Source organism: Rhizobium sp. AN68, assembly GCF_030758035.1.
GTDB classification, from domain to species: domain Bacteria; phylum Pseudomonadota; class Alphaproteobacteria; order Rhizobiales; family Rhizobiaceae; genus Agrobacterium; species Agrobacterium tumefaciens.
In genome coordinates this window covers 1,095,878-1,108,528 of sequence record NZ_JARWMI010000002.1, presented here as the reverse complement: position 1 = coordinate 1,108,528, position 12,651 = coordinate 1,095,878, and the positions used below count along the sequence as shown (strand labels likewise).

Below are 12,651 nucleotides of genomic sequence, written 5' to 3'. Positions count from 1 at the left end.
CCATCATGAACGCTTATCTGAAACTCGATCATATCGACAAATATTTCGACAAGGGCGGTTCGCGCGCCGAGGTGCTGAAAGGCATCAACCTGACCATCGGCAAGGGCGAATTCGTCTCGGTCATCGGGCATTCCGGCTGCGGCAAGTCCACCATGCTCAACCTCATCGCCGGGCTGACCAAAGTCTCAGCAGGCGTCGTGCTTCTGGAAAACCGCGAGGTCAACGAACCTGGCCCGGAACGCGCCGTCGTCTTCCAGAACCACAGCCTGCTCCCCTGGCTTTCGGTTTATGAAAACGTCAACCTGGCCGTCGCGAAGGTCTTCAGCAGTACCAAGACCAAAGCGGAACGCCACGACTGGGTCATGCGCAATCTGGATCTCGTGCAGATGGCCCACGCCAAGGACAAGAAACCGTCTGAAATTTCCGGTGGCATGAAACAGCGCGTCGGCATTGCCCGGGCGCTCGCCATGGAGCCGAAAATCCTGCTGCTGGACGAGCCTTTCGGCGCACTGGATGCGCTGACTCGCGCCCACCTTCAGGACGCCGTGATGGAAATCCACGCCCGGCTTGGCAACACCATGGTCATGATCACCCACGATGTGGATGAGGCGGTGCTGCTGTCCGACCGTATCGTAATGATGACCAACGGTCCCGCCGCCCATATCGGCGAAGTGCTTGACGTGCCGCTGCCGCGCCCGCGCAACCGCATCGAGCTTGCATCCGACAAGACCTACCTCAAATGCCGCGAGGCCGTGCTGAAGTTCCTTTACGAACGTCACCGCTTCGTCGAAGCTGCGGAGTAACCACTATGGCGCAAAAACTCGTCATCATCGGCAATGGCATGGCGCCGGGGCGCATGCTGGAAAACCTTTTCGAAACCGCCCACGGCCTATACGACGTCACCATTTTCAACGCCGAGCCGCGCGTCAATTACGACCGCATCATGCTCTCGCCAGTACTCTCAGGCGAAAAGAGCTATGAAGATATCGTCATCCACAATGACGAATGGTACGCGGCCAACAATGTGACGCTGCACAAGGGCGCCAAGGTCACCGGCATCGACCGCGACAACAAGACCGTAACCAGCGAAAACGGCATCACTGTTTCCTACGACAGGCTGGTGATCGCCACCGGTTCCCTGCCCTTCATCATTCCCGTCCCTGGCCATCAATTGCCGGGCGTTCTCGCCTATCGCGATCTCGACGATGTCACGAAGATGCTTGAGATCGCCGAGGGCAAGGGCCGCGCCATCGTCATCGGCGCCGGCCTTCTGGGTCTGGAAGCAGCTTACGGGCTGAAGCGCCAGGGAATGGACGTCACCGTCATCCATCTGATGCCGACGATCATGGAGCGGCAGCTCGATCCGGCAGCGGCCTATCTTCTGGAAAAGGCGCTGAACGAGCGCGGCATCGACATCATCACCAAGGCCAATACCAAATGCATTCTCGGCGCGGAGAAGGTTGAAGGCATCGAGCTGGAAGACGGTCGCGTCATTAAAGGCGACATGGTGGTGATGGCGGTCGGCATCCGTCCCGCCTCGGGTCTCGCCAAGGAAGCCGGCATTGCCGTCAATCGCGGTATCGTCGTGGATGATGGCATGATGACGTCGGATGCCTCGATATATGCGCTTGGCGAATGCGCCGAGCATCGCGGCATGTGCTACGGGCTGGTCGCGCCGCTCTATGAATCTGCGCGGGTGCTGGCGGACCGGCTTTGCGGCGGTTCAGCCGAGTATCATGGTTCGGTCACCAATACCAAACTGAAGGTCACCGGCATCAACCTGTTTTCCGCCGGCGATTTTGCCGAGGGCGACGACCGCGAGGAAATCGTGCTGCGCGATGCCACCGCCGGTGTCTACAAGCGCCTGATCCTCAAGGAAAATCGCATCATCGGCGCGGTTCTTTACGGCGAGACGGCGGATGGTTCGTGGTTCTTCGACCTGATGAAGAAATCGACCGACATTTCCGCCATGCGCGAAACCCTGATCTTCGGCCAGGCCTATCAGGGAGGGTCCCCGCTGGACCCTATGGCGGCCGTTGCAGCCTTGCCGGATGATGCGGAAATCTGCGGCTGCAACGGCGTCTGCAAGGGCAAGATCACCTCGGTCATCACCTCGAAGGGGCTGACCTCGCTGGATGATGTGCGCGCCCATACCAAGGCGTCCGCCTCCTGCGGCAATTGCACCGGCCTTGTCGAACAGCTGATGACGCTGACGCTTGGCGACAGCTACAATCCCGCTGCCGTGCAGCCCATGTGCAAATGCACCGATCTAGGCCACGATGATGTGCGCCGTCTCATCAAGGCCAAGGGCCTGAAGACCATTCCCGCCGTGATGCAGGAACTGGAATGGAAGACCTCCTGCGGCTGCGCCAAATGCAGACCTGCGCTCAACTACTATCTCGTCTGCGATTTTCCCGACGAATATGCCGACGACTACCAGTCGCGTTATATCAATGAGCGAGTCCATGCCAATATCCAGAAGGACGGCACCTATTCCGTCGTTCCGCGCATGTGGGGCGGTGTCACATCTTCCTCCGAACTGCGGGCGATTGCGGATGTGGTCGACAAGTTCGAAATCCCGATGGTGAAGGTGACAGGCGGGCAACGCATCGATCTTCTCGGCATCGAGAAGGAGGATTTGCCGGCGGTCTGGGCCGATCTCGGCAAGGCCGGTTTCATTTCCGGCCAGGCCTATGCCAAGGGGCTTCGCACCGTGAAGACCTGCGTTGGAGAACAATGGTGCCGCTTCGGCACGCAGGATTCCACCGGCCTCGGCATCCGCATCGAAAAATTCATGTGGGGATCATGGACGCCCGCCAAGCTGAAGCTTGCGGTTTCCGGCTGTCCGCGAAACTGCGCTGAGGCGACATGCAAGGATATCGGCGTCATCTGCGTCGATTCCGGTTTCGAAATCCACTTCGCCGGTGCCGCTGGTCTCGATATCAAGGGTACGGAAGTGCTGGGCCTCGTCCATACCGAGGATGAGGCGCTGGAGCATATCGTGGCGTTGACCCAGATGTACCGCGAGCAGGCGCGCTACCTCGAGCGCATCTATAAATGGGCCAAGCGCATCGGTTACGACGAAGTCCGCCGCCAGATCATGGACGATGCCGACAAGCGCCGGGCCTATTTTGACCGCTTCGTCTTCAGCCAGAAATTCGCGCAGGTCGATCCTTGGTCGGAACGTGTGTCCGGCCACGACAAGCACGAATTCAGGCCGATGGCGGCAATCGGTTTCAACGAGGCAGCGGAGTGAGAACGATGGACAGCAACTGGATCGATATTGGCGACATTTCCGACATCCCGCTGCGCGGCGCGCGCTGCGTGAAAACGCCTATGGGCAAGATCGCCGTGTTTCGCACGGCTGAAAATCAGGTCTTCGCCATCGAGGATCATTGCCCGCACAAAGGCGGCCCGCTGTCTCAGGGCATCGTGCACGGGGCTTCGGTGACATGTCCCTTGCACAATTGGGTCATTTCGCTGGAGACCGGCAAGGCGTTGGGGGCGGATGAGGGTGAGGTGAGGACCATTCCTCTCCGCAATCTCGACGGGCGGCTTTCGATTGCGCTCGAAACTTTGATGATTGCGGCGGAGTGATATCAGATGTTGGCGACGATACTCCCCTCTGTCCTGCCGGACATCTCCCCCTCGAGGGGCAAGATCGACAAGTGGCACGCTTCCCGCGTCATCTCTGTTGTCGGAGACGCAAGCTGTGAAATAGAGCCGGTGTCGCAATTGATCTACCCCTTTGAGGGGGAGATGTTCGGCAGGACAGAGGGGGGTAAATGCCACTCACCAAGAGGGCAAACCCATGCCCGTTGAAACGAAAACCACCTGTCCCTATTGCGGTGTCGGCTGCGGTGTCATCGCCACCGTTGCCGATGACGGCATCGTTTCCGTCAAAGGCGATCCGGACCACCCCGCCAATTTCGGCCGGCTGTGTTCCAAGGGTTCGGCTCTGGCCGAAACCATCGACCTCGACGGACGGCTGCTCCATCCCGAAATCCACGGAAAGCGTGTGGCATGGGACGAAGCGCTTCAACTCGTTGCTTCAAGATTTTCCGAGGCCATTTCCGAGCACGGCCCGGATTCGGTTGCCTTTTACGTTTCCGGCCAATTGCTGACGGAGGATTATTACCTCGCCAACAAGCTGATGAAGGGTTTCATCGGATCTGCGAATATCGATACGAATTCACGGCTTTGCATGTCGTCTTCGGTCGCCGGCCATCGCCGCGCCTTCGGGGCCGATACGGTGCCCGGCACCTATGAGGATATGGAGCTTGCCGATCTGGTAATCCTCACCGGATCCAATCTCGCCTGGTGTCATCCCGTCCTCTATCAACGGCTTGCTGCCGCAAAGGCGGCGCGGCCGGACATGAAGGTGGTGGTCATCGATCCGCGCCGGACGATGAGCGCAGATATTGCCGATATGCACCTCGCCATCCGCCCGGATGGAGATGTGGCGCTGTTTACCGGTCTTCTGGCCCATCTTTCCGGCAGTTCCGCGTTCGATAGTGCTTATGTTGGAAACCACACTGTCGGCCTCGATGCCGCGATGCAGGCAGCGACCGGGCACAGCCTGCCGGAGATTGCCGACAAGACCGGTCTGACAATCGCGGAACTGATTTCCTTTTACGAATTGTTCGAACGCACGCAAAAAACCGTCACCTGCTACAGTCAGGGCGTCAACCAGTCGCAAAGCGGCACCGACAAGGTCAACGCCATCATCAATTGCCACCTCGCCACAGGCCGCATCGGCCGGCCGGGCATGGGGCCGTTTTCGCTGACCGGCCAGCCCAACGCCATGGGCGGACGCGAGGTGGGCGGGCTTGCCAATATGCTGGCGGCCCATATGGCCATCGAGAACGCTGAAGACCGCGACCGCGTGCAGCGCTTCTGGGCCTCGCCGGCGATTGCGCAGAAGCCTGGCCTCAAGGCCGTGGATATGTTCCGGGCAGTTGCCGATGGCCGCATCAAGGCGCTGTGGATCATGGCAACCAACCCCGTCGTTTCCATGCCGGATGCCGGTGCCGTCGAGGCGGCGATCAAGGCCTGTCCCTTTGTCGTGGTGTCCGATGTCATCGCCAATACCGATACCGCCCGCCACGCTCATGTGCTGTTGCCATCGCTCGGCTGGGGTGAAAAGGACGGCACGGTCACCAATTCCGAACGACGTATTTCCCGCCAGCGCGGTTTTCTTGACGCGCCCGGCGAAGCAAAGGCCGACTGGTGGCAATTCGCCGAAGTTGGACGGCGCATGGGTTTTGACGCCGCCTTCGGCTACCGGCAACCTTCTGAGGTTTTCGCCGAGCATGCCGCTCTCTCCGGCTTCGAGAACGCCGGAAGCCGCGATTTCGATATCGGCGGGATCGACCGTGATTCCTACGATACGATGACACCGTTTCAATGGCCAAAAGCCGAACCCGGTGAAGCCGCCACGACCCGCTTTTTCGCGGATGGCCGCTTTTTCCATGCGGATAGCAAGGCCCGCTTCATCGCCACGGCACTGCCGGAGACCGGCAGGACATCGGCGGACTACCCGCTGACGCTGAACACCGGCCGCATCCGCGACCAATGGCACACCATGACCCGTACCGGCAAAAGCGCGCGGCTCGCTGCCCATATCGCTGAACCCTTTGCCGAACTTCACCCGCGCGATGCACAGTTGCTGGGAATCGAAAGCGCCGATCTGGTGGAGATTGAAAGCCCGCACGGCAAGGTCCTGCTGCGGGCTCTGGTCAGCGAGAGGCAGGCACGGGGAGCTGTGTTTGCGCCGATGCACTGGAACGACCAGTTCGCCTCGCAGGCCCGCATCGATATGCTCGTGCCAGCGGTCACGGACCCACATTCCGGCCAGCCCGCTTCGAAGAATGTCGGCGTGAGTGCACGACGTTTTGTAGCGAAAGCCTATGGATTTGCGATTGCCCGCACCCGGCCTGATGCGCCGGGCTGCGCCTATTGGGCAGTTGCGAAGGCGGATGGCGGCTACCGCATGGAGCTTGCCTTCGAGGAACAGCCGCAGGACTGGACGCTCTGGGCGCGACAGGTTTTCGGCATCGATATCAGGGTTGAGCCTCTGGGTTACAGTGACCGGCAGACGGGCAATCTGCGGCTTGCTTTCTTCGACGGTGATACCCTGCTGGCAGCGCTGTTCGTCGCCAGAGAGCCGGTGGCCGTTGCCCGCAACTGGGCGATTTCACAGCTGAACGAACGCCATGAGGATTTGCGCATGCGTTTTGCGCTAGTCGCCGGGCGTCCCGGCGCCGGCCGCGCCGATCCGGGGGCGACGGTCTGCTCCTGCTTCAATGTCGGGGTCAACCAGATCACGGCCGCCATCCGCAATGGCTGCCACAGCGTCGAAGCCATAGGTGCTGCGTTGAATGCCGGAACCAATTGCGGCTCCTGCCGCGCCGAGATCAGGGGGATCATCGATGGATGCCTTAAAACCGCAGCGGAATGAACCGAACCGCATGGAGAAGCTCGCCAAGTTGCCGGTCTTCTGGGGGCTTGAGGGCAAGCGCGTGGTGCTGGCGGGCGGATCGGATGGGGCCGCATGGAAAGCGGAGCTACTGCTTGCCTGCGGGGCGGAACTTCACCTCTATTGCGAGGAAAGCGAGCTTTCGGAATGCTTTAAGGCGCTCGTCTCGACAAGCCAGATGCTGACATGGCATGACCGTTCCTGGGGTCCGGATAGTTTCAAAGGCGCGGAACTGGCGCTGGCGGATTGTGAAACCGACGAAGAGGCGGGACGATTTTACAATGCCGCGCGCTCAGCCGGCGTGCCTGTCAATGTCATCGACAAGCCGGAATTCTGCCAGTTCCAGTTTGGCTCCATCGTCAATCGTTCGCCGGTGGTGGTGTCGATCTCCACCGATGGCGCCGCACCCATTCTGGCGCAGGCCATTCGCCGGCGCATCGAGACTTTGCTGCCGCTCGCTCTCAAGGATTGGGGCGCGCTTGCCCAGACCATCCGAGAGCGGGTCAATATACGCCTCGCGCCCGGCCCGGCGCGGCGTTCATTCTGGGAGAAATTTGTCGACCGGGCGTTTACCGAAAGGCTGGATGAGGGCAGCGAAGAAAGGCTGCTGACAGACATCGGCGCGCAGGCAGGTCGGAAAGGATCGGCACGCGGCCTTGTGACGCTGGTCGGTGCCGGACCGGGCGATGCCGAGCTGCTGACGCTGAAAGCGGTACGCGCCCTGCAGGCGGCGGATGTCATTCTGTTTGACGATCTCGTTTCATCCGAGGTGCTGGAACTGGCGCGGCGGGAAGCGAAGCGCATGCTGGTTGGCAAGCGCGGCGGCCGGGAAAGCTGCAAGCAGGAAGATATTAACGACATGATGATCCGCCTTGCCAAGGCCGGCAAAAGGGTAGTGCGGCTGAAATCCGGCGATCCGATGATTTTCGGACGCGCCGGCGAGGAGATCGCAGCGCTGGAGGCTGAAAACATCCCGGTCGAAATCGTACCCGGCATCACCGCGGCAAGCGCCATGGCTTCGCGGCTCGGCGTTTCCCTCACCCACCGCGATCACGCCCAGTCGGTCCGCTTCGTCACCGGGCACTCCAGACAGGGCAAGCTGCCGGAGAATATAGACTGGCAGTCCCTGTCGAACCCTTCCGTGACCACGGTTTTTTACATGGGCGGGCGAACCGCTGCCAGCATCGAGGAAGCCCTTCTGGCGCATGGCATGCCGGCCTCGACGCCCGTCGCCATCATGATTTCCGTCAGCCGCGAAAATGAGCGGCGCTGGTGCGGTTCGCTTGTGCAACTGGCTGCGGCGGTTGAGCGCCTGGGCGTGAACGAGCCTATATTGATCGGCATCGGTGATGCGTTTGGTGCTGCAATCTCTGCGTTTTCCGAGATCGGCCTGCCGGAGCCGGTCCCGATGTCAATTCAGAAAGCCGGCTAATAATCTTGCTGGTCCGTGCGGATACGTTTTTCGCATACCTCCGCAAGTGGACCTGATCGGCGCCACAAAACCGTCCCTTGACATTGGTTTTTCGTTCGCTCTTCAATAAAACGAAAAAATTGAAAGAGGAGGGAGGGTGAAATGATGCTCACACCGCGTCAGGATGAAATCGTTGCGCTGGCGAAAGCAAGCGGGCGTGTGCTGGTGGACGAGCTGGCCACGCGGTTTTCGGTAACGCCACAGACGATCCGCAAGGACCTCAACGATCTCTGCGATACGCGGGTGCTGACGCGCATCCATGGCGGCGCACTTTTTCCGAGCGGCAACGAAAACGTCAAATACGAGGCACGCCGTGCGATCGCCTCCTCCGAAAAGCAGGCGATCGGCGCCGCTGCCGCTGCCCTCATCCCCAACAACTCCTCGCTTTTCATCAATATAGGTACGACGACCGAGGCGGTGGGCGAAGCGCTGGCGGATCATCACGAGCTGATGGTCATCACCAACAATATTAATGTTGCCAACAGGTTACGGGTTTTTCCGGGCATCGAGGTGGTGATCGCTGGCGGCGTCGTGCGCGGTTCCGATGGCGGCATCGTTGGTGAAGCCGCAGTGGATTTTATCCGCCAGTTCAAGGTCGATTTCGCCGTCATCGGCGTTTCTGCGATTGATGAAGACGGCGCTTTGCTGGATTTCGACTTTCGCGAGGTCAAGGTTGCCCAGGCGATCATGTCCAACGCTCGCCACGTCATTCTTGTATCGGATTCACTGAAATTCGAGCGGACGGCGCCGGTGCGCATCGGCCATCTTTCACAGGTGCACACCTTCATTACCGATCATTGTCCGGTCGATCTCGATCCGATCCATCTGTGCCGATCATGACGTCAGGTTGATTGAAACCGAGGTTGGGGAGCCTTGATCCGAACCGCCCTGGAATTTCGTTTGACATTCGTTTTGTCTTCAAATTAGATGTCCGTGCTTTCAATATATCGATGAGGAGAGCGTCGATGAAAGCGCGGGAGGGTCCATGTCTGACGAGGCAATCCACGATGTTTTCGTGATCGGCGGCGGCATCAACGGCTGCGGCATCGCGCGTGACGCTGTCGGCAGGGGTTATTCCGTTGCGCTTGCGGAAATGAACGATTTTGCCTCCGGCACCTCGTCGGCCGCCACAAAGCTCATTCATGGCGGTTTGCGTTATCTCGAACATTACGAATTTCGTCTGGTGCGAGAAGCGCTGATGGAGCGCGAGGTGTTGTGGGCCATGGCGCCGCACATCATCTGGCCTATGCGCTTTGTTCTGCCATTCCAGAAGGGCGGCGTGCGCCCGGCCTGGCTCGTGCGTCTCGGGCTTTTTCTTTATGACCATCTCGGCGGCCGCAAGCTTTTGCCCGCCACCCGCTCGCTTGATCTGCGCCGTGATCCCGCAGGGAAACCGCTGAAGCCGATTTTTTCCCGCGCTTTCGAATATTCTGACGGCTGGGTGGACGATGCCCGTCTTGTGGTGCTGAATGCCCGCGATGCCGCCGATCGCGGCGCCTTGATCCTCAACCGCACGCAGGTCGTTTCGGCACGCCGCGAAGGCGCCTTCTGGCGGGTCGAAACTAAAAATGGTGCCGGAGAAACCGCGACCTACCGGGCGCGCATGCTGGTAAATGCGGCCGGCCCCTGGGTGGACAAGGTTCTGGCTGCGACATTCGGTAAAAACAATGTCCACAATGTCCGCCTCGTGCAGGGTAGCCACATCATCGTGCGCAAGAAGTTTTCCGATCCGCGCGCCTATTTTTTCCAGAACCCGGACGGGCGCATCATCTTCGCCATCCCCTATGAGCAGGATTTTACCCTGATCGGCACGACGGATCGCGACTATACCGCCGACCCCCGGGCTGTTAAGATCAGCGACGAGGAGATCAGCTATCTTTGCAACGCGGCGAGCGAGTATTTCGCTGAACCGGTGACGTCGGCCGATATCGTCTGGACCTATTCCGGCGTGCGGCCGCTGTTTGACGACGGCGCATCGAAAGCGCAGGAGGCAACCCGCGATTATGTGCTGAAAACCGAAGGAGCTGAAGGCGAAGCGCCGCTTCTCAATATCTTCGGTGGCAAGCTCACCACCTATCGGCGGCTTGCCGAACATGCTCTTGAAAAAATCGGTGATGCGCTGGGTGAAAAGGGCTCGCCGTGGACGGCCGGTTCACATTTGCCGGGCGGAAATTTCGGTGCCGAGGCTTATGCGGGAGAGGTCACGGCCCTGCGGTCGCGTTATCCTTTCCTCGATGAGCGGCATGCGAAGCGGCTCATCCGCTGCTATGGAACGGACGCCGTGTCGATTATTGGCAATGCCGGGGACATGGCAGGGCTGGGACGGCATTTCGGCGGCACGCTTTATGAGGCTGAGGTGCGCTGGCTGATGGCCCGGGAATGGGCGCTGACGGCGGAGGATATTCTGTGGCGCCGCACCAAGCAGGGGCTTTTCTTTACTCAAGAAGAGGTGCGCGGGCTGGAGGATTATATCGATGACATTGCAGGTGGACGCTTGAAGGCAATCTGACGATCCGATCAAAAAGCGGAGGAGGCTTTGGATCACCATGCTTGAATTGCGAAACGTCTCGAAGATGGCCGGCGGTGAATATCATATTCACCCGACCGATCTGACGTTGCAGCGCGGAAGCCTGAACGTCCTGCTTGGACCGACACTTTCGGGCAAGACGACACTCATGCGGCTGATGGCCGGGCTGGACAAGCCAAGTGGCGGTACGATTCTCTTCAATGGGGAGGACGTGACGGGCTGGCCGGTTCAGAAGCGCAACGTCGCCATGGTCTATCAGCAGTTCATCAATTATCCGGCGCTCAGCGTTTATGAAAACATCGCCTCGCCGATGCGCGTTGCCGGCAAGGACAAGGCAACGATCGACAAGGAGGTGAGGAAGGCCGCCGAGCTTCTGAGGCTGACGCCCTATCTAGATCGTACGCCTCTCAACCTCTCCGGTGGCCAGCAACAACGCACGGCACTTGCCCGCGCCATCGTCAAAAACGCCAATCTGGTGCTCCTCGACGAGCCGCTCGCAAATCTCGATTACAAGCTGCGTGAGGAGTTGCGTGAGGAATTGCCGCGCATCTTTGCCGAATCCGGTGCGATCTTCGTTTACGCCACGACGGAACCCTCCGAAGCTCTGCTGCTTGGTGGCAATACCGCGACGCTGAACGAGGGCAAGGTAACACAATTCAGCCGCACGATCGAGGTTTACAGGCGTCCGGTGGATATCGTAACCGCGAAAATCTTTGCCGATCCGCCACTGAACACCATCGAGGTCATCAAGACGGGCGACGCCTTCACGCGCGCCGACCATGCGGTTGTGCCGGTGCCGGCGCATCTTGCCGCCATGCCTGACGGTCCAGTGACCATTGCCTTCCAGCCACATCATCTTTTCCCACAGCAAAAGGGGCAGGCGGCGCAATCCATCCGGGCGCGGACACTGATCTCGGAGATCGCCGGATCGGAAAGCTTCGTACATGTGGAATTTTCAGGCCAGCGTTGGGTGATGCTGGCGCAGGGCATTCACGACATCGAGCCGGACACGGAGATCGAACTGTTTCTCGATACGCGGCACCTGATGGCTTTCGATACGCACGGCCACGCCATCGGCGAAGCGGCTTAAGGGGAGATCGATCATGGCACGCATCACGCTCGATCATATTCGCCACGCTTACAACGCCAAGGCGCAGGCGGCAGGTGATTATGCCCTGAAGGAAGTTCATCACGAATGGGAGGATGGCGGTGCCTATGCGCTGCTTGGCCCTTCCGGCTGCGGCAAGACCACGTTGCTCAACATCATTTCCGGCTTGCTGCGCCCCTCGGAAGGCCGCATCGCCTTTGACGGAACGGATGTCACCGATCTTTCCACCGAAGATCGCAACATCGCCCAGGTATTCCAGTTCCCGGTCGTTTACGACACGATGACAGTCTATGACAATCTGGCTTTTCCGCTGCGCAACCGGCAAGTGCCGGAAGCCGAAGTCGACCGCCGTGTGCGGGAAATTCTCGAGATGACCGATCTTTCCGGCATGGCCAAACGCCACGCGCGCGGACTTACGGCGGACCAGAAGCAGAAAATTTCGCTGGCGCGCGGGTTGGTGCGATCCGACGTCAATGCCATCCTCTTCGACGAGCCGCTGACGGTGATCGATCCGCATATGAAATGGGTGCTGCGCTCGCAGTTGAAGCGCCTCCACCGCCAGTCCGGTTTCACCATGGTCTACGTCACGCACGACCAGACCGAAGCGCTGACTTTCGCCGACAAGGTGGTGGTCATGTATGACGGACAGATCGTCCAGATCGGCACACCCGCCGAGCTTTTCGAACGCCCGGGACATACGTTCGTCGGTTACTTCATCGGTTCGCCCGGCATGAATGTGATGCCTGCCAGCATCGATGGCGCAACGGCGGTTGTCGGCGGCCTTGGCGTTCCGCTTGCCGGCGTGCCGGTGGTGGATGGATCGAAGCGGATCGAAATCGGCATCCGCCCGGAATTCGTTCGGCTGGAGCGGGGTGGCATGCCCATCACCGTCGACAAGGTCGAGGATATCGGCCGGCAAAAGATCGTTCGCGCCCGGTTCGCCGGCCAAAAGCTTGCGATTGTCGTTCCGGAGGAGGAGGACATTCCGGCAGAAGCGGGTGTTCGCTTCGATCCGGCCGCTATCGGTGTCTTTGCCGATTCCTGGCGTGTGAAGATGGGGGCCTGAC

Annotated in this window: 8 protein-coding genes and 1 pseudogene; all 9 read left to right on the top strand. The window is 60.0% G+C overall.

The annotated features are described in order from the left end of the window. Positions 1 to 5: 5 nt before the first annotated feature. The 9 genes and pseudogenes from RBH71_RS08505 to RBH71_RS08465 all read left to right on the top strand — a co-directional run bounded on the left by RBH71_RS08505 (position 6) and on the right by RBH71_RS08465 (position 12,650). Positions 6 to 803: an ABC transporter ATP-binding protein gene (locus tag RBH71_RS08505; RefSeq protein WP_003511595.1), complete on the top strand. Its 798-nt coding sequence runs from the start codon at positions 6 to 8 to the stop codon at positions 801 to 803. Positions 804 to 808: 5 nt separating this feature from the next. Next, entirely contained in the window at positions 809 to 3,256 is a 2,448-nt protein-coding gene (gene nirB / locus RBH71_RS08500; RefSeq protein ID WP_003511594.1) for a nitrite reductase large subunit NirB, read from the top strand. Positions 3,257 to 3,261: 5 nt separating this feature from the next. Continuing rightward, a complete protein-coding gene (nirD, locus tag RBH71_RS08495) occupies positions 3,262 to 3,597 on the top strand; it encodes a nitrite reductase small subunit NirD (RefSeq protein WP_003511593.1) in 336 nt (111 codons plus the stop codon). Between the two features lie 214 nt (positions 3,598 to 3,811). Further along, complete coding sequence (locus RBH71_RS08490) at positions 3,812 to 6,460, top strand: nitrate reductase (RefSeq protein WP_003511590.1); 2,649 nt, start codon at positions 3,812 to 3,814, stop codon at positions 6,458 to 6,460. Next, positions 6,432 to 7,910: a siroheme synthase CysG gene (gene cysG, locus RBH71_RS08485; RefSeq protein ID WP_003511589.1), complete on the top strand. Its 1,479-nt coding sequence runs from the start codon at positions 6,432 to 6,434 to the stop codon at positions 7,908 to 7,910. Before RBH71_RS08490 ends, cysG begins: the two co-directional genes overlap by 29 nt. Before the next feature lie 141 nt (positions 7,911 to 8,051). Continuing rightward, positions 8,052 to 8,826: pseudogene (locus RBH71_RS08480) on the top strand (DeoR/GlpR family DNA-binding transcription regulator). 108 nt (positions 8,827 to 8,934) lie between these two features. Further along, on the top strand, positions 8,935 to 10,458 hold the full coding sequence (locus RBH71_RS08475; RefSeq protein ID WP_003511586.1) for a glycerol-3-phosphate dehydrogenase: 1,524 nt from the start codon (positions 8,935 to 8,937) through the stop codon (positions 10,456 to 10,458). A 37-nt stretch (positions 10,459 to 10,495) separates the two neighbouring features. After that, positions 10,496 to 11,566 carry an ABC transporter ATP-binding protein gene (locus RBH71_RS08470; RefSeq protein ID WP_003511585.1) on the top strand — a complete coding sequence of 357 codons (1,071 nt, stop codon included), beginning with the start codon at positions 10,496 to 10,498 and terminating at the stop codon, positions 11,564 to 11,566. Positions 11,567 to 11,579: 13 nt separating this feature from the next. After that, on the top strand, positions 11,580 to 12,650 hold the full coding sequence (locus RBH71_RS08465) for an ABC transporter ATP-binding protein (protein WP_013761936.1): 1,071 nt from the start codon (positions 11,580 to 11,582) through the stop codon (positions 12,648 to 12,650). The last annotated feature ends 1 nt before the right edge of the window (position 12,651 follow it).

Bases quoted from the DNA above. Each gene is read 5' to 3' on its own strand.
- RBH71_RS08505 (WP_003511595.1), top strand. From the start codon at position 6: ATGAACGCTTATCTGAAACTCGATCATATCGACAAATATTTCGACAAG.
- nirB (WP_003511594.1), top strand. From the start codon at position 809: ATGGCGCAAAAACTCGTCATCATCGGCAATGGCATGGCGCCGGGGCGC.
- nirD (WP_003511593.1), top strand. From the start codon at position 3,262: ATGGACAGCAACTGGATCGATATTGGCGACATTTCCGACATCCCGCTG.
- RBH71_RS08490 (WP_003511590.1), top strand. From the start codon at position 3,812: ATGCCCGTTGAAACGAAAACCACCTGTCCCTATTGCGGTGTCGGCTGC.
- cysG (WP_003511589.1), top strand. From the start codon at position 6,432: ATGGATGCCTTAAAACCGCAGCGGAATGAACCGAACCGCATGGAGAAG.
- RBH71_RS08475 (WP_003511586.1), top strand. From the start codon at position 8,935: ATGTCTGACGAGGCAATCCACGATGTTTTCGTGATCGGCGGCGGCATC.
- RBH71_RS08470 (WP_003511585.1), top strand. From the start codon at position 10,496: ATGCTTGAATTGCGAAACGTCTCGAAGATGGCCGGCGGTGAATATCAT.
- RBH71_RS08465 (WP_013761936.1), top strand. From the start codon at position 11,580: ATGGCACGCATCACGCTCGATCATATTCGCCACGCTTACAACGCCAAG.